The sequence below is a fragment of the Pseudoalteromonas sp. JC3 genome (genome assembly GCF_030291895.1).
GTDB lineage: Bacteria > Pseudomonadota > Gammaproteobacteria > Enterobacterales > Alteromonadaceae > Pseudoalteromonas.
Map to the genome: position 1 here is coordinate 458432 of NZ_CP127855.1, position 23145 is coordinate 481576.

The following is a 23145-nucleotide window of genomic DNA, read 5'->3' on the forward strand; positions in this document are numbered from 1 at the left end:
ATGAAAGTCGTGGCCGGTATATTATTAGCGCTGGTATTTTTATTGGCGCTATCTTGGGTGTCGCTGCCACTAATATGGTTAGACATCAGCGATCTGCAACTCGATATGGGATTTGACCTAGGTTGGTTTGGCTTTGAAATACTCACGTTGCTATTTGCAATTGTAGCGCTGGTGGTGCTAGGAGCACTCTTGAGCGCAGGTGTTTTAGGGTTGCTCCTTATTGTGTTCATTGGGCTAGTAATGACATTGCTATTTAATTCGCTGATAGTGCTATTTCCACTCATCTGTATTATTGCAATTGTGTGGTTAGTGGTAGACAAATCTGCTCAGGCAAAAGCTTGAGTAGTGGTTTTTGTTGGTGATAGGAGATAAAAAACACGCTAAATTGGGATCTGTGATATAGTTATTTGCAGTTATAAATCCAAGGAAAGCCAACATGAAATCAAGTGTAATCAAAACCTTAATTTTTGCTTTATCAACTTTTATCGGCTTTAACGCTTCAGCTCATCAAGGGCATGAGCATGGTGAACATCATCATGGTTCGGAGCAACTTTCTGTTCACAACGCAACCGTGCGTGCATTTTTACCGGCAGCACCTTCAACTGCAGGTTATCTCGTTATTGAAAATCCAACACAGCAAAATAAAGTGTTGGTTAAGGCTGCGCTCGAGGGTGTTAAGCGTGTTGAAATTCACGAGCATGTACATAAAGAAGACATGATGAAAATGCAACGCGTTGACGAGCTTGTTATTCCAGCGGGGAAATCAGTGACATTTCAGCCTGGTGGTTATCACTTAATGGTGTTTGAACCAATAGAAACATTAAAAGTCGGTGAGCAGCGTAAGCTTACGCTATATTTTGCTGATGGCGATAGGATCTTCACAATGGCTGAAGTCGTCGCACTTGCAGATATGTTTGGTGGCAAAGAAAAATCAAACGCAGGACATCACTCTCATCACTAAAAACAGTGAGGTATTAAATGGGAAATCATACGGGAAAAATCATCTCTGGCATTATCGCTGTCATACTTCTGGGTTATGCTATAGCTGTATATTGGAGTGTGGAACCAGAACAGTTTGACGTCGTCGCAGTTGCAAAAGCGGATGCGCAGAAAAATGGCAATACATTGGTCACTGGATATGTAACGACACATACCTTGATTAAAGTGACGGATACATTGCTGAATAAGCCGGGCGGTTATTTGTCGAATGACATGATGCCACCAAGCGTAATGATGGATAACATGCCTGCTTGGGAGTACGGTGTGCTTGAGATGACACGAGATCTTACGCTTTCGATGCGTAAAGATTTTAGTCGTTCACAATCTCAATCGACAGAGCACCCGAGTTTAAAGCTAGCTCAGCCACAGTTTAATATCAGTTCAACAGCGTGGATGTGGCCAAGTGCTGAGGGTGAGTATCAAAAAGGTAATGATTTACTACGTCAGTATTTGACTCAAATTTCTGATAATAGTAACCGCGATAGCCAGTTTTATGCGCGTGCTGATAACTTGAGAGCTTGGTTAAAAGAGGCCGAAAAGCGCATGGGCAGCTTAAGCCAAAGATTAAGTGCGAGCGTAGGGCAAGACAGGTTAAATACCGATTTAGCTGGGGATTCGGCAGCTGATCAAGCAACCATGACGCCAAGCCATAATATGGTGAAAACCTCTTGGTGGCAGATTGATGATGTATTTTATGAAGCCAGAGGCGCCACATGGGCATTACTGCACTATATGAAAGCGGTAGAGCATGACTTTAGACCTGTGCTTGAAAAGAAAAATGCACTTGTCAGCCTACAGCAGATCATCAGAGAGTTAGAGGCGACTCAAGAGACGGTGTGGAGCCCTATGGTATTAAACGGCAGTGGCTTTGGCTTGGTAGCGAACCATTCTCTGGTTATGGCAAATTATATTTCGCGAGCCAATGCGGCTCTCATCGAACTTAGTGAACTTTTAGCGCAAGGATAACATCATGAAAAAACACTTTTTAGCAGCGGCATTATCTCTCGCTTGCTTAGCACCTGCTGCACACGCAGATACGGTACTCGGGCTTTATGTCGGTGCAGAAGGGTGGGATACCGAAACCGAAGGTAGCTTTGCTGAAAAAGGCAATATGCAAACCTTTAACTTTGACGATGAAACTTTTACGAGTTTCTATGCTGCACTTGAGCACCCAGTACCGCTGGTACCAAATATCAAGTTACGCTATACCGAGCTTGAGCTAAATGGTCAAACGACGTTAACAGAGTCTTTTGACTTCGGCGGCCAAGTTTATACGGTAGGTACTGATGCGACAACAAACGCAGATCTAAACCACATCGACTACACATTGTATTACGAAGTGTTAGACAATGACTTGTTGACGTTAGACTTTGGTGTGAACTTTAAGCAGTTTGACGGTTCTATCATGGTAACTGGTACTGCAAATGGTCAAACACGCACAGAAGAAGTTGAATTCTCAGGCTTTGTTCCTCTCGGTTATTTGCGCGGTGAAGTGGGTTTACCACTTACAGGGCTAAGTGTTTTTGCCGAAGGCAGCATGCTTGCAATTGATGACAGCAAAATCCAAGATTATCAAATTGGTATCGCTTATGAGTTTATCGACAATATGGCTGTTGATGTTGCGGTAAAAGTGGGTTACCGCTCTATGGTACTTGAGCTAGATGATATCGATGATATCTACACAGACCTGGATGTCTCTGGTCCATTTGCAGGGATCCAACTACACTTCTAAGATAGTGTAGTTTACTCCTTTAGCGGCTTGGTACGAGTGATCGACCAAGCTGTTTTTGTTTGGTAAATAGAATAGTTTCTTTATCTCTCTTCCCACTCGAGAGAAAACTCGCTTTCAAAGGCCTTTTCTACAAGTTGTTTGTATTGTTTATTTATCGGGCTTTGAAGTAATTTTTTTAGCTCGTCTCCGGTTTGCGTCAGCTTGTAATAGCTTAGCACCAAGTCATTGGATTTGGCCGTTAAGGTCATTTTTTTACGTAAATACACCAGCTGCATTGACTGTCCTTTTTGTAGTGAAGCGGACTCAATTTCTTGCCGGTAAAGGATATTAATGTCCATCAGCGTAAGTATATTCGGGAAGTTCAGCCCTGCTTGGCTTAAATTGATGGATTCAGTGCTGCCTTTACGTAGCAAATCAAAAATAGACGGCTTTTTATAGTAGCCATGAAGAATAAGGTAGCTGTCTTCTTTTTCTAAGTAGCCGCACAGCGGAGCGCATCTTTGTAACGCAGTTGCTTCACGTTGGGTCATCATCTTTAGGGTTTGCAGACTTTTAATTGAAAAAGTGCCAGGCGTAATGCTTTCACCTACTAATATCTTTGCCCACAATTTTTGCATGGAGTGATTGGCAATGTCTTCTGCAAGGGTGATGAAGTGCTCCAACCAATCGGGGTCTGGGCGACCTCGGGCGGTAACCTCGGGGCACAATGTAAGCGCCATGCCCATAATGGCCTCAAGATTTTGCTGGCGCTGGATTTTGATTAGTTGTTGGCGCTTGAGGGCGCGTTTTAGTGTGCCATGTTGAGTTCGCACCGTGTATTGGTTGTCTTTATTCTTATCAGACTGATAACGGTCATTTTGAGTGACAAGTGGTGTGATCCGTTTCACCATAGGGTAGCCGAGCTTTTCTTCAATCGAAAGCGCTAAGGCTGATTTTACTTGTGCATTTTTGACTGCCATATCAAGCTCGTAGTTTATATCGTGTGTGCATATGATTTACCGCGGAGTTAGTGAGTTGCTGTAAATACTGCTGCATAAAAAGTGCGATGAAACTGCCAATAAAGGGCGTATTGGCTCTTCCTTCAATTGTGATGGTCAGTTGTTTATCGGCTTGAATGGTAAATAAATTAAGGCTAATTTTGGCTAAATGTTCATCATCTAAATGTAATGACAGCTCTAAACTCTGTTCGTCGATTTTGGTGATGGTTATTTCTGCTTCTCCCCAAGGATGCACTAACACTGCTGAGGCTCCTACTCGCTGTCTTTTTGGCAGTATGCGAAAGTGGATGTCTTCAGTTGTTTGCCAATTAAATAATGTCGGCCAATGGGATAACACTAATGGGGAAAGTGTTGTGTTATTTGCAGAAATATCGGTGCTTTTTACCACTTTATAATGGTGTGGCATCGCTAAACCAGCAATCACGATAACAAGTGCTAAAATCATCAGCATTCTAATAGGAGTAGATAAACGTTTGATACAGAATCCTCTTTGGTAAAAAGTATGCTAAATCATCTCTTTTGTTCTATGCTCGACTATAATATTTCATGTATGTTAATCAAACAGAACTGTAATAGTAAAAATGTACCATATTTTGTAAGATGGTAAACACTGGAGTGAATCAGTGCCTATAATTAAAGAGTAGTGCGGATTTAAAGGGTAAAACATGGCACCTGAGCAAGAAGATTATTTGTTTGCAGAGCACGAAGAAGTTACTCAAGAAGAAGAAACGACAAGTGCTTTTTGGGATGTCTTAGTCGTTGATGATGATCCAGAGATCCATTCTGTTACTAAACTTGCGCTGTCTAATTTAGAGTTTTGGGGTAAAAAGCTCAGGTTTTTTCACGCCTATTCTGGCAAAGAAGCCATTGAGATTTTAAAAGAACAAAATAATATCAGCATCCTATTACTTGATGTGGTGATGGAAACCGACGACGCAGGTCTTAATGTCGTTCGTCGAGTGCGCGAAGAAATAAAAAATATGGCAGTACGTATTATTATGCGTACAGGACAACCGGGTTATGCACCGGAAGAAAAGGTTATTCGTGAGTTCGACATTAACGATTATAAAATGAAGACAGAGCTCACCCGCAGCAAACTGGTTACCTCGTTGCTTACCGCTATCCGTTCTTATCAACAAATTTGTGAGCTCGAAGCGCAAAGCCACGCACTAGAGCAGATCCTTTCAGCTTCTCGTGCCATACTCGGTCATACCGATATGGGCTCCTTTGCAGCGGCAGTTGTCGCTCAATTGGCAAATATTTTAGATGCGTCAGGCGAAGGCTTAGTGAGTGGCTACCTAGATGATGATATGCATTTAAGGGTGTTTGGCGGTAGTGAGCAGTACCGTGAATTCTTTGGTCATGGTATAGAGCAGCTTGATAATGGTCGTGTCATCATGCAAGTACAAAACTGTATTGATACCGAATCCCACCAATCTACCGCGCATGACATTACCTTCTTACTTGAAAGCAAAAACAAAAAGGCAGCCATTTATTTAGAGCTAGAGGGCGAGCCGTCGGAAGCGCAATTGAAGTTTGCTGAAATATTTCTGACTAACGTTGGTGTTGGTCTTGATAATATCAAGCTATTCAATGAGTTGCGTGAGGTTGCTTACAAGGATAATCTAACCAAACTTCCCAATCGCGCTAACTTTATTGAGAAAATAGAGTCTTACTTTAACCAGCAGCAATCTCTCGTTTTTATTCTTGTTGATATTGCCCAATTTTCTGACATCAATAACGGTTTAGGCCAAGAAGTTGGAAACTTGTTGTTATTAGGGGTTGCCGAGCGAATTAGTATTGAGTTTCCAGAGGCCCAGTTAATTTCACGTATTGGTGCAGATGTGTTTGGCTTTTTAATGCCAGAGTCGCAGTTTGATGAAGAGTCTTTTATTGATAACTTGTGTGTTCCTTACCATGTTGGGGAGCATTTGTTGACCATGCACTTTCATATTGGAGTGTGTCGTCAAGAAGACTTCCAACCGCAAGGTATAGAAACCTTAAAACTCGCGTATATTGCACTTAACCAAGCAAAGCAGTCGAGTATTCCACTAGATTGGTATACCCCAGACTTAGAAGAAAAAATGGCTTGGAAGCTGGGATTAATAAGACAGCTCAGGCAAGATTTTGAGATGAAAAAACTAGAGGTCTGGTATCAGCCTCAGTTTTCCATTGTTGATCGCAAGGTGATTGGCTGTGAGGCTTTATTACGTTGGCCTTCTGGAAATGGGAATTATATTTCCCCTGCGATTTTTGTTCCGCTTGCGGAAAATGCAGGGCTTATTGTCGAAATTGGCCAATGGGTATTAGAACAAGCCTGTCAGTTGCAGGCAACTTTGCAGCAACAGGGATTCGGTGAGCTTAGCATTGCTGTTAACGTCTCTGTGCCGCAGTTTAAGGTGCCAAACTATGCACAGCAGGTTAAAGATACGATTTTGTCGTTTAATGTGGAGCCTAAGCATATTGAGCTTGAAGTGACAGAAAGTGTAGTCATGGACGAAGTAAACTCGGTGATCAATACACTTCAAGAACTCCAGGAATTTGGTGTTGAGGTGGCCATTGATGACTTTGGTACTGGATTTTCTTCTTTGAGCTATTTGCAAAAACTACCTTTAGCACGGCTTAAAATCGATCGTGCTTTTGTCAAAGATATCCCTCATGATGACAGCGGTGCAATTGCCGATCTTGTCATTTCTTTAGGACAGCACCTCGGCCTAAAAACAATTGCAGAAGGCGTTGAGACAGAAGAGCAAATGACGGTGTTACAAAAGCTCGGCTGTGATGAAGTACAGGGTTTTTTACTCGCAAAGCCTATGCCTGAAAAGGAGTTACTTGAGTTTTTAGATAATCAGAACAGTGTATAGTAGTGACCTAAGACAAGTATATTACTTGTCTTATACGTTGATGAAGCAACCTTTAAAAAGTGCAGTGATGATCCGTTATGAGGGTCGCTTTTGGAAAGTTTTTCGATTTTAGCCTAAGGGTGCAGAGTGAAATATGTGTTTGTGATATCTACAATACAGGAAGTTAGTGCAGAAGCTCAACTCAGTCTAAATCCAAAATAGGGCGAATATTGCACAAACAAATTGATGCTCACATGAAAAAACAACGGTATTTTGATTAAGACACTGTTACATGGTTCCCATAGGTTAGTTTCCGATTACAGCTTAAATTCTCATTTATAAAGATTACCAAAATAACTTGTACCTGAAATGTGTTTTTTGCTAACGTTGCATAGAGGTTGATTAAATTTTGATCTCTTTAAACACATAGAAGGATATTTAAGTGAAAAAAATTATAATATTACTATGTACTTTTTCTGGAAGTGCATTTGCAGTTGGAGTTCCTAGCGGCTGTAAATATGAAGAGAGTACAATACACGAGCTTAATTTACTTGAATTACCAGCTACTATCGAAGCTGGTTGGAACTTGTATCGAGCCCCAAGTTTTTACACGGTCGTAGAATTTCTGAGATCTTTACCCGGTATAAATTCAAGCTCTTCTGCAAAATTATCAGGCCCTACTTATCTTCTACGTAATCAGAGCTACAGATTTAAAACAGATCTAGAGGTAGGTAATCCAAATGACATGCTTCGAGATGTCGCCTACTACAACTCTGAAAGGGGTCGTTTAGGTAATGACCGAAGTAATTGGGACTCAAATTCATACTTTAATCTGGCGTTTAATTCTACATATGGTGCAGGCTTAGTCTGGTCAACAGTGAGTGATGAGTGCTCTGCTAAAGGTGTAATTGTTCAAGATATGCCCAAAATGGAAGCCGTTAAAAATCCGTATGGTGATAAATACGAAGTAAAAATTGATTTTGAATTAGATCAATTCTCTGAAGCTGCTTTGGATCCTAATGTACCTGTAATTGTTGGTGTTACGACAAAAAGTGATTATTTTAGCGGAGGCACTAAGCGCGTAACCAAAGCAATTTACAATGCGGAGAATCAACTTACTGGAAGTGCTGTGGTAAGAATGAGATTTTCGATGGGTGGTGGACCGTATTATGTGGAAGCATTTATGAATGATGGCAATTATGGTCAGACTAAAAAGCTAGGGATGGTTATGGTACCTGGAGAGCCAACTCGTCCACCCAGCTGCCCGACATGTAATAAAAACTGAGTGAAATGACATCTAAATAATAGTAAATGGCTAGCAATTAGCCATTTACTATTTAAAGTGCTTACATTCTAAATGTAAATCCTGCAAAGATGTAACGGCCTAGGATATCGTGGAACCCCGGATAGGTGTTACCATTAGAGAAGGTTGTAGGGCCATCAGGAACGAGCGGTGGCGTGTTGTCAAACACGTTATTGATACCGGCTCTGAATGAGAGGTTTTCAGTTGCGTTCCATGTTGCAGCAATATCAACATAATCTCTTGCACTCAATGGTACTAGTATTGGTGATTTTGATGGGTCAGCCAATTCCGCAGCTGTAGGACGATAGAACTCTTCCACTTCACTCACGTAACGATAGGTCGCTGTAATATTCACATCCCATGGAGTTACCCAAGTTGTTTTAAAGTTATAACGCATATCGGGAACTGGGCTTTCGCATACATTTTTATCCCATTTCCCGGCACACTTATCAACAATCCCACCTGGTGCGTTTTGTGTATCAAACTTCTCCATCCATGTACCAATTAGAGAGAATCTTAAAAGACCCATATCCTCAGGTAACGTGTAACGGTATGATGCATCAAAATCAATACCTGAAGTCTCTACACTACCAATGTTGGTATCTGTAGCGGTTACGGCATCTTCTCCTAACCAAAGCGAACCGGTTTTTTCACCACGGTTTATTAGGCCACAGAGCTCTTCGTTATTGTCTATCGCACATTGCTCTACGATATACTGTACTGGGAAAGGTTGAATGGCGTCGTTAACGGTAATATCAAAGTAATCTACAGCGATATCTAAGCCTTCAACAAACTCAGGAGAATAAAGAATACCAAATGAATAGGTATCAGACTTCTCAGGCTTGAGGTCTGGGTTTCCTGCTTCAATCGCATTGTATTGCCCCGCTGGATTTGAAGAAACAGAACCATATTGGTCTGCTGTAACACCGGTTCTCATACACTGCTCAAGTGTATAAGCTGGATTAGCTCCCGCACAAGGGTCGTCCCAGTTTACTAGGGCAAGTGAAGACGGTCTCGCCAAGTCTTGAATGTTACCGGCACGCACTGCTCGTTGATAGCTTGTACGTAAACCTAAACTATCGTTAATGCGTATATCAAACGCTGCTTTGTAGGTATCTGTTTGTTTATCTGTTGAGTAATCAGAATAGCGATAAGCGAGTTCTAATGTAATGTAATCCGCAAATGAGCTATCTTCAATTAATGGAATATTTAGCTCAGTAAAGAATTCATTTACATCAAACTGGTCTGAAACGGGTTTTCTTGGTCCACCTTGACCTGCGCCATCGTTAGAAATGAAGTTAATGTCCGGATTAAAATCAATAGCTTCTTTGCGGTGTTCCAGACCCAATACAATACCGACGCCCGTTGAAGTGCCAGGCACGACTATGCCATATTCAGTTAAGTCCCCAGTGACGAAACCACTGATTTGTTTTGAACGTGTATCACCGCGAGCAAAGAGTGGAATGGTAAGATAATCAATTTGCTCTTGGGTAATATTTGCTGGGTCGAATATATTCCAAGGGATACAGTCGGGATCGCTACCATCAATAACTGACTCACAGACAATCTTGCCATTGTCATCAGTGGTTGCTTTTAAGGCTCTAACAATCTTACGTTTTGATAGGTCGTTTTGGTAGGTTTGTTCATAAGACACATTTCCGTAGTTAAAGAATGCATCATAAGTCCAGTTATCATCAATTTCGCCTCTCATACCTAATACAAAACGGGTAGAGGTGTGTCGTAAATCATCTTGGCGAGGGCCTCCTTCTACGTTGCGTTTTGCGATAAATGCGCCAGATACAACACCATCGACCGCAGGCCCATTGGCACCGCAAAGGACTTCTCGTTGTTTTGCTGAAAGAAGCGGGTTATCACATTTAATATCGACTTCATTGAAGAAAGAACCAGATGGCGCAATTTGTGCCACGGTACGGTTATCCATGTAGTTCAATTCAGCATAAAAGGTATGTTGATCGGTCAAATTGTAATGGCCAAGCAAACCAAATGTTTTACGCTTGTCCGGACGCTGGAAGTAATTAAGTGGGCCAAAGTTATAGACACTATTACCCGTTGGTACTAGATCATCTCCTGCGACTTTAAAGTCATAGCTAGCTTGGTCTGTGATCCTACCGTCAGGTATTGTGCCAGAGCCACGACATATTCTTTGCCCTGGAGCTGAACTCGTTCTGCTACGGTTGATATTCATTGAGCAGGCACTAAAATCACGGGAGTCCTGACGGATTTCATCAATTTCACGCCAAGTGAGGTAACCTGTAATATTGCCTTTATCGTTAGCTGAGTTGATACCAAAAATCATAGATATATCATGAGTATCACCGTCAGTAACTGAGGAATCAGGAATGTCGAAGCCTGAGGCAGTTAGCGCTCGTTGCATGTCTTTATGGTCATTTTTATGGTTGTAAACGCTTCCTTGATAGTCGACTTCAAAGCCTTCAAAGTCGTCTTTCATAATAAAGTTTACAACACCAGCAACAGCATCAGAGCCGTATGTTGCAGATGAACCACCGGTTAGCACATCTACGCGCTCAACCAAAGAGGCTGGGATTTGGTTTACGTCGGCACCAACACCCTCAATTCCAGCTGGTGAGCCTGAGGGTAATCGGCGGCCGTTGACTAAAACTAGTGTTCTAGAAGGGCCTAAATTTCGAAGGTCAACGGTTGCTGTACCAGTAGCACCGTTTGCTGTACCTGAAGTCTGATCTGCGAATACCGCAGGCATGTTGTTCAATAGGTCTTCAACTCGGGTAATGCCCGCGATTTCTATATCTTCAGCGGTTACACTCGTCACAGGACTCGCGCCAGTCATTGCTGCTCGCTTGATTCGTGTACCGGTTACTTCAATTCGTTCGACAGTATTCGCTGTTGTGGTGCCTGACTGTTCAGCATAAGCGATGCCAGATACACCCACTGTTAGCGTTGAACAGGCAAGTAAAGACAGCCTAATGTTCGCTGATAGGTTTGAAAGTTTCATCTTATTTCCTTATGTATTTTGTTAGCAGAATAGGAAAATTTCCCTGCAGCATAGAACTTACATTGCATTTACAGAAACTTCAACACTTAGGCTGTAAAGTAGCCAGGAGGAGCCGTGGGGTAGGTTTTTATAGCAAAATTATAAAGATATAAGTTGAAATAACCTATTTTTGAGAAATAAAAAGGGTACCTCAAAGGTACCCAGAATAATTACTATTCAGCAATGAATGCCTCGCCTGATTTGATCCACGCTGCTGGTGGCAACCCTTTCAGGTGGTAATCAAAGTACTCTTTCATGCGAATTGAATAGTCCAACTGATTAGGCAGCTTTTTCAGATGGTGAGGTTCACCTTCGTATTGTAAGAAAATGGCATCTTTATCATGTCTTCTTAGGGCTAAGTAGTATTGGATACCTTCTTGCCAAGGAACCGCCCCATCTTTATCACCAAACATGATCAAAATAGGTGTATTTACCTTATCCGCGTAAAATACCGGAGAGTTCTCTATGTATAATTCAGGCGCCTCCGTTAACGGTTTACCGATACGGCTTTGGCCTGTTTCGTACTGGAACTGTCTTGCAAGACCTGATTCTAAACGGATCCCACTGAAAGCAGAGGTCATATTGGATACTGGTGCGCCAGAGACAACCGCTTTAAACATATCCGTCTGTGTGATCATAAATGCACTTTGGTAACCAGCCCAAGAGTGGCCCTGCAAGCCAATTTTATCTGGATCAGCAACACCTCTATCAATAAGCGCTTGCGCTGCATTGAGCATTGTTTGTGTTGCGGAGCGCCCAGGGTGACCAATTTCAAAACGAATATCAGGCAAGAATATCGCATAACCATTTGAGGTATACATTGGCAGGTTTGGTCTGTGGTTTAGCACCATTTTCGGGAAGTCATACATGCGCTGGCTCATATAGCGGTAGAAGTAAATCACCACAGGCACTTTATCACCAGCTTTATAATCAGCAGGTTTGATTAACACGCCTTGAAGATCTTCGCCATCGTAGCCTTTGTACTTCACAAGTTCAGGTTTTTGGCCCCAAGCAAATGTCTGCTGTTGTGGGTTTAAGTCTGTGAGTTTTGACGGGTTATTAAAGCCACTATCTGATATCCAATAATCAGGAAATTCTTGATAAGACTGTCTTGTGAAAATATAAGTGTCCGCCTCTTTGGCTTTTCTCACTACACTATATTTAGCTTCGCCAGACAAAACAGTTTGCAACTTGTTATCTTGTAGGGAAAGCGTTGCAATATGCGTTTGTTTATTTTCGAGGTTGTGCGCACTTAACAGTAAGGTATCGTCTGGGTTAAAGCCTAGTTTGTCCTTATCTTTATACTCAATGCGGTATTGTGTTTGGGTCTTATAGCCGTCGGTTAGCCGAGTTGCTTTTGCTGTTTTGGTATCAAATGCCCAAATATCATATTTACTGTAGACGTAGAGCGTCGAGCCATTGAGCTGCCAACCAGCAAATCCAAACCCTTTATTTGGTTCTGGCTTATCATGTTTATCATCCGCGAATAGTGCGTTTTTAACCGCTTTGCTTACTGGGGTAAGCTGTTGAGTGGATAGCGACTTCAACCAGACTTGTTCACCGTCGAAATAGGCAGCATGTTTACCGTCAGGCGCGACAGTAGGGCGGTTTGAACTTTCTTTAACGATGAGTTGTTTATCACCATTATCGATATCAACGCTGTAGTAGTCGCGATAAAACCCTTTGTACATGATTTGCTTTAGGTATGGTGTATCGTCACTGCCCAGCACAAAGTTTGCGTTTGTGTGAAGTGAAATAGAAGGCACCTGAAGGTTTTCAAGCTGTACTACACGCTCGCCATTTACGTGGTAAACCGCTTGATAATGTTGATCTCGGCGGCTTTCGTTCCATGTTTTTATTTCTCTAGTTTTGATTTCAGGATCGGCATTGTGCCAAACCTTTAAGCCTTTTTGCTGGCGAATGGTATCGTAATCAAAAAGTGAGCTTTCATCTGTGTATTTAAGCACTTTGGCTTTTTCTTCAAGCTGTGGACGATTTTCAAAAAATAGTCGTGAGCCATCTTCAGACCATTTGATTGATGCTGTCTTACCTGAAAACCAACCGCTTGGGTTGTGGATGTCGGTAATTTTATTGCTTGTTGGAGACCATAATTTGAGCTGGTAGTTGCGACGGCGTTTGTCATCGTTGACATAATTACCCAAATAAAAAGCGACTTGTTGTGAGTTAGGTTGCCAAGCAATGTCTCCCAAAGTGACACCAGGCTCATCAATAAGACTCGTGATTTGATTGCTTGCTAAGTCAATAACAGCAACACGGTTTTTACTGCCATCCTCACTGCGCTGATTGACCAGTATCGCGTTACTATTTGGTGCAACTTTGTATGCTGCGATATTGTCATAGCGAGTACTTTCATTGTGAGAAAGGTTCAGCACTACAAGCGTTAAGGCGTCATCACCCTTATCTGCACTGATTTTGAGTTCATCAGTTTGCTCGTCTGTATTCGCTTTTGCGTCTGACTTTTTGTCGCCTTTTTTTGCATCCTCACGATACACCAGCCACAGGCCATCATCTGAAAGTTGATAATCTTTAACTGAGCTAAAAGTTTGTTGTGCTTTGGTTGTGGTGTTCACCAACACTAAGTTGTTCTTTAGCGTTTTTTTCTTCTTTTTATCTGCAGTTTCTTTTTCAAGTAGGGTAGGGCGTTGGGTAAAACCAACCCATTGAGCGCCTTTATTGATAACTGGATTTGTACCACGGGGAACTGATGCAATCAGTGCTTTATTGTCGAGAGAATACACTTGGCCTTCGCTGTCACCACGGTAAGGCTTTGCACTTAGGCCGAGGAATGTACCTTGTTCGGAGATTACTGTACCTTGTGGGTAACGAAAATCAAAAACGTCTTTAAATTCAAGGCTGGGTTTAGCTGCTAAGCTGCTTACACTAAAAAGTGCCGCACTTAGAAGAGAGAGTTTTAGAGTCATATCTAGAGCATTTTAGTCTTTATTTATTGTGTTTTTATCACTTTTAACAGTGAAACTAAAATGCTCTGCGGTGTGCGGATGTATTTAAGCGGCTAGCCGCAGGTGTTTAAAGCCAGATTTTCTCAAGCTCAACCCACTGTTTATCGAATTGCGCGGTTGGTTTTGCTTTAAAGTCACTTCTTACAAACTGGTTCATCTTACCTTCAACAAAAGCTAAGAATAAGTTAGCCAGTACACTTTCTTCACTCGTGAATGCCTTACCTTCTCGCAGCTTGCGCTCTCTTAAAACTTGTTTGAATTGTGTCTCAAGCTTTTCAAATAAGCTTTGAACTCGTTCACGTAAACGTTCTTGCTCACCTTGTAGTGCATCTCCCGTTAAGATACGTGTGATGCCAGGATTTTTCTCTGCAAAGGCTAGGAGTAGAGTAAGAATGTTGTAGATCCGGTTACGAGTTTCTTTTTCGTTTTCTAGGATTAAATTAATGCGTGACAGCAACGTATCTTCGATGAACTCAATAAGCCCCTCAAACATTCTCGCTTTACTTGGAAAGTGGCGATAAAGCGCAGCTTCTGAAACCCCGACTTCAGCAGCGAGTTTAGCTGTGGTGATACGTTGTCCTGGGCTGGTTTCCAACATTTGTGCGAGTGATTGAAGAATTTGCTCTTTGCGATTACTACGTTTTGTCGCTGGCATGAAATTTCCCTTATTTTTCTAATTGTTATATTGTTTTTGCCGGGTTTATTAAGCACAGAGAGTGATGCGCAGAAGTGCAAACCCCGACTCGTTTACACGTTATCGGGGTATCATGTTAATGTTTTATTCAGTTTCTTTCCAGTCTTTTACATGAAGGTTATTTTATCTTTTCGGCAATAGCTTGCATGACAGTAAGTGCTAACTCTTTTTTGCTAGAGTGAGGGAGCTCAAGTCGGTCTTTTTTCCAATATAGGGTCAATGTGTTGTTATCAGAATTAAAACCACCTGTGCTATCCGATACATCATTCGCACAGATCATATCCAATCCTTTATTTATCAATTTTCCTTGCGCATATTCGGCGACATTCTGCGTCTCAGCGGCAAAGCCAACGGTATAAGGACGAGATTGTTTTAGTGCTGCGACATTGGCGATGATATCGGGGTTTTTAACCAATGTTAGTGTGATTTCATCGCCTTGCTTTTTAATCTTTTGCTCGGCAACGGTGGCTGCACGGTAATCAGCGACCGCCGCGCAGCCGATAAAAATATCCGATTGTACGGCATATTCGAGTGCAGCTTGTTGCATCTGCTCAGCACTTTCTACATCAATTCGAGTAATTCCTGTGGGGGTATTCAGTGAAACCGGGCCTGCGATCAGATTTACGCTTGCACCTAAAGCCTTTGCCGCCTCAGCAAGGCTAAAGCCCATTTTTCCTGAACTGTGGTTAGTAATAAAGCGCACCGGATCTAATGCTTCGCGTGTCGGTCCTGCAGTAATAGTTACCGTTTTTCCTGCTAATACGTGCTCAGTAGGGCGAAGTGCAGCTAAACACAGTTGCACCAACTCATGGGGTTCAAGCATGCGTCCTGCGCCTACATCTCCGCAGGCTTGCTCGCCTTTACCGGGTCCCCAGATTTGGACATGGCGTGATGCAAGGGTATTGAGGTTTGCTTGAGTCGATAGATGTGCATACATCTGTTGATTCATTGCCGGCGCTACGGCAACAGGCGCGGGCGTTGCGAGCAGTAATGTGGTCAGTAAATCATCCGCAATACCTGCTGCCATTTTGGCGAGGATATTTGAGGTCGCTGGAGCAACCAGCACTAGGTCTGCCCATTTTGCAAATTCGATATGCCCCATTGATGCTTCTGCTTGTGGGTCAAGCAAAGAGTCAGAAACGATTTCACCAGAGACCGCCTGCATTGTCAGTGGCGTGATAAAGTGCTTAGCAGACTCAGTCATCACCACTTTGACATCTATTTGCTGTTCTTTTAGGCGGCGAACGAGTTCTGCGCATTTGTAAGCAGCGATACCACCGCTGATCCCAAGTAAGAGGCGTTTATTTCTTTGCATGTTTGTTTTATACGATCACAGTATCAATAAACTAAAGATATCACAGTCGGTGATAATTTTTGAATTCTCACTTTTTGGTAGCTACACTTTGGATGCCATGGAGGCAAACACATAAAAGGAAAAATTATGCAAATATCAGCCTTACCCAAATCCGCACGGCCAAGAGAAAAGTTAATAGAGCAAGGCCCTGAGGCATTATCAAATGCCGAGTTATTGGCTATCTTTTTACGCACTGGGATCAAAGGATTAAATGCCATAGAGCTTGCCGAATCCCTGTTACAAGAACAGCAAACGTTACAGCGTTTATTCAATGCCTCATTAGAAGAGTTTTCAGCGTTAAAAGGCTTAGGCGTTGCCAAATACACTCAGTTACAGGCCGTTTTGGAGTTAAGCCGGCGTTATCTAAAAGAAGAGTGCTTAAGAGAAACGGTATTTCAAAACCCGACAGCGGTACGTGACTATTTGAGTGCTCAACTACGTGGGCTTGGGCATGAAGTGTTTATGGTGCTGTATCTAGACAACCAAAATCGACTGATAAAAGATGAAGTGTTGTTTCACGGCACAATTAACGCGGCTTCGGTTTATCCAAGAGAAGTAGTAAAGGCGGCACTAAAATACCACTGTGCAGCCGTGATTTTTGCCCATAACCACCCATCGGGCGTAGCAGAGCCCAGCGAAGCGGATAAACTCATCACGAAAAAATTGCAGCAAGGCTTGGCACTGGTCGATATTAATGTACTTGACCATTTAATCGTCGCCGGAAGTCATTGTATTTCGTTTGCCGAACGAGGACTGATTTAAGCTGAGTTGCTGTTTTATCAGGTGGGTTTCGCTTTCTCAAGTTGTCCTTTTGAATTGAGCAAAATGGAATGGAGCTTGATCACTCAGCTTTTACTCGAAGTGTGAGGTAGCTGGTGGAGTGTTGCAGCCCAAATATACGTATAAGCACGAAAATTAAACAGTGAAAATTACGATGTAGAAAGGGCCAAAAAAGAAATTTGCTCGTTAAATCAGCATATTTGTATAAATTTTATAAATTAGTTCAATTTAAATGCAGTTTTTACTTTCCTAGTGGGCTTCGGATCATTATAATTGGCCGCTATCAAATTTACCCATGAGCTGATTTCAGTAGGATCAGATCCTTGATCTCTGCCTGTAGATACTGTATAAAGAGCGCCCTTTGATTTTACCTAGGGCACGCAGTTAAAAGGCCTTTAAGGGAAAATTAAGCTCGAGCGAAGTTATTGGAGATACATAGACATGTCTAAAGTCTGTCAAGTTACAGGTAAGCGCCCAGTGGTTGGTAACCACCGTTCGCACGCGCGCAACGCTACTAAGCGTCGCTTCCTACCTAACCTACAAACACACCGTTTTTGGGTTGAAAGCGAAAAGCGTTTCGTTTCTCTACGCACTACTACTAAAGGTATGCGTATTATCGATAAAAAAGGCATCGACGCGGTATTAGTAGATATCCGTGCTCGCGGCGAAAAAATTTAAGGAGCTTAAATCATGCGTGATAAGATCCGTTTAGTTTCAACTGCTGGTACTGGTTATTTCTACACTACCGACAAGAACAAGCGTAACATGCCTGAAAAAATGGAGATCAAAAAGTTCGACCCTAAGGTTCGTAAACACGTGATCTTCAAAGAAGCGAAAATCAAGTAATTCGTTTCAAGAATCAATAAAAACCCAGCCTCGGCTGGGTTTTTTGTGTTTGTACTTTAATTTTTTACGGCTAATTGCCAAAGCTCTCCACTTGGTTGCTTCAGCTCACTGAAAACCACATCGCCATTTTGTAATATATCAAACTGCCCAATAAAGCGTTGTGGCGGGGTGAAATACAACTTTTTTTGTTTAGCCTTCAGGTCAAATCGCCAAATACTTTTGTCTTTTTCATAGTAAAGCGCATTATCTCTGAGCCGCCAATTCAGCCAATTTCTCACCGGTACATCCGTCACAACTACAGACTCTTGCCCGTCTTCCAGTTGCCAAATTCCGGGCTGTGTAAACTTGGTAAAATACAACACATTATTAAGCTTGTAGCCGCTGTAGCCACCTTGTGTTGTAAGTTGCTGATGTTGGTTTGTTATTAGATTTAGAGACCATAACTGCCAACTACCAGAGCGTTCACTGCTGTAAATGATTTCATGGTCATCTTGGCTGTAATTGGCAACGTAAGGCTTAAGCTCAGTACCTATAAGTTGCATTGTTTTTTGACTGTTGATAGCAAACTGGTAAATGGCGTCTTGATATTCAAAAAGTATTTTAGAAGCGTCATTGTTGAGTTGATAACGTTGAAAGTTAAAAATGTGAGGCAAGTGAACTTGAGTGTGTTGTTGTGTTTCAGTGTTGATAGACCATAAAGCGGAATGCGCGCCGTGATCCGAAATATACCAAACTTGCGGCATTTGATTTGCGCGAGGTAAGCGATTCAACGCCTGATTATCAACAAGTGGTGAAAAGGTTTGCTCCGATACGTCGAAAAGGTGAATTAGGCTAGTTAACTTATATTGATTAAAGAGCAGGGTCTCATTGTTATCTTGTAATACTAGGCTTTCGATTGGTGCTGTGAGCTTGTGAAGCAGTTTTACTTTGCTCGATTTTATATCAGCGCGATAAATGCTACTGCCTGCGCTAAAGTAAATAGATTGACCGCTAGCAGACCAAGTCAGTGCCGTGAGATTATAAGGTAACTTAACGGTGCTCTTGACTGACATGCTTGGGTAATCGTACACCGTCAGTTCGTGCTTATCTTCTCCAAGATAGCGTGCGGCGGCGAGTTGGTCTTTAGTTGTGGATAAGCTAAATAGATGGTCGCCCCTGAGGTTTCCTGAGATTGGAGGAAGCGTTAACTGGATATGCTGCTTTGTATTCGAGTCGAAACGGTAAAGGCCGTATCCACTATGTATATTTGTGCGTTTTCGATAAATGATTTCGTGCGGATTTGCGCCCCATATTAGTTTAATGTTTTCGATAGGGTGGCAAGAGAATAGCGTCGTGTGCCGTGCCTGCGCGATATCAAACTGTTTTACGGTACAGCCATTATCATCGTCGATATAGGCAATGTGTTTGGCGTCTGAGCTTAAGGCTTGTGTGCTGATGTTGCCAGAAAACAGCTTTCTATTTTGCTTGCTGTGATTGAGCCATAACTCCGATTGCTGAGTGCCGGTAGGATGCAGGTAGCTAAAGCTTTTATATTGAGGCGCGCTACTTAACTGCAGCTCGATACCGCTCTGGCTCGTTAATTTTTGTGGTAGGAGTGGTTCGTTATTTTGCGCTGGCTGCATGAACTGATAGGCAATAAACGCACATACGCTGGTAATAAGTAGAGAAACACCCAAAAGTGGCGCGATCCGGGAGCTGCTCTTACTTATTGTTGCCGGAGTATGACTTGTGACTGCGGGAATCAGTCGGTATCCAAGGGTAGGGATAGTCTCTATATACTCAGTTTTACCATCTAATTTATTCATATACTGGCGCAATGTCGACACGGCTTTATTGATTGCGCTTTCTGTGACTACGCGACCTTGCCACACTTCTGCAATGAGCTTATCGCGCGAAACAACATTACCATTTGCTGCAATTAAGGTTTGTAGCAATAAGTATGGCTTAGGCTCAAGTCTGATGGAGTCTGTGCTACTCGTCAGCGTTCGATTAACCGTATCAAACCGAATGGCTGCAATCTCATAGCGCATTTATTATCCCTTTGATTATATTGTTTATATTTATTGGTAAGGAATTCCTCACAACGATTTCATGTGAATTCGTCGCGCTCTTTTTCAAAGTATTTAGAGTACATGAAAACAATAAAATAGGAATGGCCAACATGACAAGTCGAATGTTTTTAAAACAGGCGTTAGGTTTAACACTCGCAGCTTTAGTCGCGGGCTGTGGCAGCAGTAGCGACAGCAAAAAGGCGTTAAGCAATGACGATGGAGTGTTAAAGCCCGTAAATGGTCTGGAGGTTCATCAACTCAATGAGCGTTACTATTATATGAAGCCGATTGAAAAGCCACATAAAGCGTACAAGCTGATGTTAGCCTTTCATGGTTCTGGAGGCACTGCTTACGGTATGGCAGGTTTAACCAAGCTACATGAACAAAACGATGATTATATAGTCGTTTATCCCAAATCAAAAAACGAAGAGTGGAATGAAGGCTGTGGTTGTAACAAGGCACATCGTTTAGGTGTAGATGACTTAGGCTTTGTTGGTCAGATGATTGCAGAAATAAAAGCCAAATATGATGTCATTGACGGTGAAATTTATGCGACCGGCTTTTCTCAAGGCGGATTATTTGTACAAAACTTATTATGTAACCGCTCGGAGACGTTTAATGCGATAGTAACGGTTGCTGCACCTATGTCCTACCAATTAGGTGATAGCTGTAATTTTTCGACACCTACAAACTACCGAATTATGCACGGTAAAGCAGACTCAGTATTGCCCTATAATGGCAAAAGTCACGCAAATTTTGGGCTACTCTCGTCACCTCAAGCGATTAAAATTATTGCTAATCTAAACTATGAGGCTGCTTTATCTGTTGATGAAGAAATAGCGGAAGGCGTGACGTTAACTCACTATCCTAATCGCAATATTCAAACGCAGCTCATTAGTGTAGACGGTGCTCGTCATAGTTGGAATTTACCACCTGTTCAAACCACCGAATCGATAGTGACATTTTTTGAGTCGACAAGCCGTTATGTGCTGCCCCAAGGCTCTGATCTTATCGCAGTAAACAACGATTATTACCATGTTCGGCAATTAAAGCAGCATGCAGATAAGCCAACCGTGGTCATGCTCTCGGGTGCGAATATGCATTTTCATAGTGATAGTGCTTGGTTCGCGTTACTACAGCCTTACTTGGCAGAGAGTTTTAATGTTTACGTCATTGATAGGCTAGGGCAGGGATTAAGTAGTGTTGATGACACACCTTCCATGAATAAATTTGCACACGACCTCCCTGTACTATTTGAAAAGCTCAATCTCAGTGATGTGCATTTGTTGAGTTACGCAAATAGTAATTCAGTGCCGCTAATTGCGATGCAAAAATCACAGGAGTTTAAGCAAAAGATAGCAAGCATGTTGTGGTTAGACCCAGATATTTTACTGCCACATTCTATTGCTCAGTATCAAGGTTACCCAGTTGATGTTTATCGTCAATACGGACAAGACTTGATTGATCATGTTGCTGCTGGTAATTGGCAAGAAAAGATGGATAGCAAAATAGCTGAAGAGCAGGCGCACATTGAAGCTTTGCTGGAAGGGAATAAGTTTGCAGACTACATGGATTGGCAATATTTCAATCACATAATGCAAACCCGCCACGGTGTCGCAGCTCAACTTACTCGAGTACACGAAATGATGAACTACCATGATGACTTGGAGTTAGTAAGAAACTGGCAGCCAGACAGCAGCATTCCTATTTCAGTGATAGATAGTGAGTTTGAAAAACTAGATATTGCAAATGCAGACTCTGAAGAAGCGAAAGCCAATCTAATAAAATGGGAGGCTGAGGGGAGAAAATGGTCACAAGAAGTTGCTGAAACCAGTGGTGGGCAGTATTTACCAATATCATCAACTGAGCACCTGATCCCATTTACCCACCCTGAGCTTATTAAGCAGGCATTGACTGAGCTTGCGAACCAATGACACCTATCCAATTTGCTCGATGAACGCTTAAGTCGTTGAGTTAACATATAAAAAACGCGAGCTTGTCTGCCGCTCGCGTTTTATTTTTAAAACCTAATGAATTAAATCAGTCTATTACCGCATAGTAACAAATTCCTCGGAGCCGGTTGGGTGTATCGCGACTACCGAGTCAAAGTCTGCTTTGGTTGCGCCCATCTTCATTGCAACGGCGAAACCTTGGATCATCTCATCTACGGCAAAGCCGATGCCGTGTAGGCCCACTACGGTTTCTTCTGGGCCTGCGCATACAAGTTTCATACGACACGGTTGGCGGTGCTGAGTGACCGCGGTGTACATTGCAGCAAAGGTAGAGGTATAGACCTTGATGTTGTCTTTACCGTACTTTTCTTCCGCTTCTGGTTCTGTTAGACCAATTGTGCCAATCGGTGGGTGGCTAAAGACGACGGTAGGGACTAGATCGTAATCCATTTTTGCGTTTGGCAATTCCGGATTGAATAGGCGCTCGGCTAGCATTCTACCTGCTTTTACGGCTACCGGAGTTAGCTCTATACCACCATCCATAATATCACCGAGCGCGTAGATACCTTTGGCTGAGGTGTTTTGCCATTCGTCGACTTTAATATGGCCGCTAGGCGTGGTTTCTACATCTGTCGCAGCGAGGTTGATAAGATCTGTCATTGGTTCACGACCAATTGCCCAGATCAGTTTGTCTACGGTGTAAGACTCACCATTCTCAAGATGTAAGGTGACTGAGCCATCCTCTTCTTTGGTCACTGACTGTGGTACTGCGTGAGTGTGCAGCGTTGGACCTTCTTTTTCCATTACCTCAGTTAAGGTTTCAACCAAGATAGGATCAAAGTTACGAAGAGGGGCGTGCTTACGAACAAATAGATGGGTTTCTGTGCCCAAGCTGTGCAATACGCCCGCAAGCTCTACCGCGATATAACCCGCGCCCACAACCGCTACGCGGCGAGGTTGCTCTTTAAGCTCAAAGAAACCGTTTGAATCGATACCGTGCTCAGCGCCTGGAATATTAGGGATCGTTGGGCGGCCACCTACGGTAATATTGATATGATCGGCAGTGTAGTGCTCACCATTGACTTCAATGGTGTTGTTATCAACAAACTTAGCAAAGCCATTGATCACGGTGACGCCATTTTTCGCTAGGTAGCCGTTGTAACCTTGGTGAATACGGCCAATGTAGGCTTCGCGGCTCTCAACGAGTTTACCCCAATCGAAGTTCTTTAGTTCAACATCAAAACCATAATCTGGTGCGTATAGTTTAATGGCTTCAGCAACTTGAGCACCATGCCACATCGCTTTTTTTGGAACGCAGCCCACGTTTACACAAGTACCGCCTAAGTGCTTTGCTTCAATTAATGCCACCTTGGCACCTCGCATCGCCGCTCGGTTTGCAGATGCGATCCCGCCGCTACCACCACCGATTGCGATATAGTCAAAATGTTGAGCCATAAAAATTCCTCGCCAATTATTTGTTTTGCTTAAACCCTACTACTTTAAATAGCACAAGTGCACAACCGAAGACCGATATTAAGCAAAAATCTGTTCAGATACTTGTAAATGCGGTCATTCACCCTT

The 23145-nt window shown here is 42.6% G+C and carries 18 protein-coding genes; 10 read left to right on the forward strand and 8 right to left on the reverse strand.

The window, feature by feature from the left end; translation table 11 throughout:
- The 4 genes from QSH61_RS01955 to QSH61_RS01970 all read left to right on the forward strand — a co-directional run bounded on the left by QSH61_RS01955 (position 1) and on the right by QSH61_RS01970 (position 2731).
- Positions 1–342 carry a hypothetical protein gene (locus tag QSH61_RS01955; RefSeq protein ID WP_010605901.1) on the forward strand — a complete coding sequence of 114 codons (342 nt, stop codon included), beginning with the start codon at positions 1–3 and terminating at the stop codon, positions 340–342.
- Positions 343–436: 94 nt separating this feature from the next.
- Complete coding sequence (locus QSH61_RS01960; RefSeq protein ID WP_010605900.1) at positions 437–961, forward strand: copper chaperone PCu(A)C; 525 nt, start codon at positions 437–439, stop codon at positions 959–961.
- Between the two features lie 17 nt (positions 962–978).
- Positions 979–1965 (forward strand): DUF2333 family protein, encoded by a 987-nt coding sequence (locus QSH61_RS01965; protein ID WP_206471785.1) that lies wholly within the window; start codon positions 979–981, stop codon positions 1963–1965.
- 4 nt (positions 1966–1969) lie between these two features.
- On the forward strand, positions 1970–2731 hold the full coding sequence (locus tag QSH61_RS01970) for a TIGR04219 family outer membrane beta-barrel protein (protein ID WP_010376724.1): 762 nt from the start codon (positions 1970–1972) through the stop codon (positions 2729–2731).
- An 80-nt stretch (positions 2732–2811) separates the two neighbouring features.
- Here the strand turns inward: QSH61_RS01970 and QSH61_RS01975 are convergent, their stop codons facing one another.
- Both QSH61_RS01975 and QSH61_RS01980 read right to left on the reverse strand, forming a co-directional pair.
- Complete coding sequence (locus QSH61_RS01975; RefSeq protein WP_010376727.1) at positions 2812–3690, reverse strand: TIGR03899 family protein; 879 nt, start codon at positions 3688–3690, stop codon at positions 2812–2814.
- A gap of 1 nt (position 3691) precedes the next feature.
- A complete protein-coding gene (locus QSH61_RS01980) occupies positions 3692–4174 on the reverse strand; it encodes an SRPBCC family protein (protein WP_010605898.1) in 483 nt (160 codons plus the stop codon).
- A 220-nt stretch (positions 4175–4394) separates the two neighbouring features.
- On the opposite strand from QSH61_RS01980, the gene QSH61_RS01985 reads away from it, so the two are divergent.
- Positions 4395–6593, forward strand: a complete 2199-nt coding sequence (locus tag QSH61_RS01985; RefSeq protein ID WP_206471786.1) for an EAL domain-containing response regulator — start codon at positions 4395–4397, stop codon at positions 6591–6593.
- A gap of 421 nt (positions 6594–7014) precedes the next feature.
- A complete protein-coding gene (locus QSH61_RS01990) occupies positions 7015–7857 on the forward strand; it encodes a hypothetical protein (RefSeq protein WP_010605896.1) in 843 nt (280 codons plus the stop codon).
- A gap of 61 nt (positions 7858–7918) precedes the next feature.
- Here QSH61_RS01990 and QSH61_RS01995 read toward each other — a convergent pair whose 3' ends face one another.
- From QSH61_RS01995 to coaBC, 4 genes are all read right to left on the reverse strand, one after another.
- The gene (locus tag QSH61_RS01995; RefSeq protein WP_206471787.1) at positions 7919–10867 is read right to left on the reverse strand and encodes a TonB-dependent receptor plug domain-containing protein; all 2949 of its coding nucleotides are present in this window, start codon (positions 10865–10867) and stop codon (positions 7919–7921) included.
- Between the two features lie 212 nt (positions 10868–11079).
- Positions 11080–13848 carry a S9 family peptidase gene (locus QSH61_RS02000; protein ID WP_206471788.1) on the reverse strand — a complete coding sequence of 923 codons (2769 nt, stop codon included), beginning with the start codon at positions 13846–13848 and terminating at the stop codon, positions 11080–11082.
- A 106-nt stretch (positions 13849–13954) separates the two neighbouring features.
- Positions 13955–14542 carry a nucleoid occlusion factor SlmA gene (gene slmA, locus QSH61_RS02005; RefSeq protein WP_010376740.1) on the reverse strand — a complete coding sequence of 196 codons (588 nt, stop codon included), beginning with the start codon at positions 14540–14542 and terminating at the stop codon, positions 13955–13957.
- A gap of 157 nt (positions 14543–14699) precedes the next feature.
- Positions 14700–15896 (reverse strand): bifunctional phosphopantothenoylcysteine decarboxylase/phosphopantothenate--cysteine ligase CoaBC, encoded by a 1197-nt coding sequence (gene coaBC, locus QSH61_RS02010; protein WP_206471789.1) that lies wholly within the window; start codon positions 15894–15896, stop codon positions 14700–14702.
- Positions 15897–16022: 126 nt separating this feature from the next.
- On the opposite strand from coaBC, the gene radC reads away from it, so the two are divergent.
- The 3 genes from radC (at position 16023) to rpmG (ending at position 17561) form a co-directional block, all read left to right on the forward strand.
- The gene (gene radC / locus QSH61_RS02015) at positions 16023–16697 is read left to right on the forward strand and encodes a RadC family protein (RefSeq protein WP_010605891.1); all 675 of its coding nucleotides are present in this window, start codon (positions 16023–16025) and stop codon (positions 16695–16697) included.
- A gap of 459 nt (positions 16698–17156) precedes the next feature.
- A complete protein-coding gene (rpmB, locus tag QSH61_RS02020; protein ID WP_010605890.1) occupies positions 17157–17393 on the forward strand; it encodes a 50S ribosomal protein L28 in 237 nt (78 codons plus the stop codon).
- 12 nt (positions 17394–17405) lie between these two features.
- Positions 17406–17561: a 50S ribosomal protein L33 gene (rpmG, locus tag QSH61_RS02025; protein ID WP_010364212.1), complete on the forward strand. Its 156-nt coding sequence runs from the start codon at positions 17406–17408 to the stop codon at positions 17559–17561.
- A 56-nt stretch (positions 17562–17617) separates the two neighbouring features.
- Here the strand turns inward: rpmG and QSH61_RS02030 are convergent, their stop codons facing one another.
- Entirely contained in the window at positions 17618–19591 is a 1974-nt protein-coding gene (locus tag QSH61_RS02030; protein ID WP_206471790.1) for a winged helix-turn-helix domain-containing protein, read from the reverse strand.
- 131 nt (positions 19592–19722) lie between these two features.
- Between QSH61_RS02030 and QSH61_RS02035 the strand changes: the two genes are divergently transcribed.
- Positions 19723–21546, forward strand: coding sequence for an alpha/beta hydrolase (locus QSH61_RS02035; protein WP_206471791.1), 1824 nt, complete (start codon positions 19723–19725; stop codon positions 21544–21546).
- A gap of 114 nt (positions 21547–21660) precedes the next feature.
- On the opposite strand, the gene gorA is transcribed toward QSH61_RS02035, so the two are convergent.
- On the reverse strand, positions 21661–23019 hold the full coding sequence (gorA, locus tag QSH61_RS02040) for a glutathione-disulfide reductase (RefSeq protein ID WP_095729736.1): 1359 nt from the start codon (positions 23017–23019) through the stop codon (positions 21661–21663).
- Positions 23020–23145: the final 126 nt, after the last annotated feature.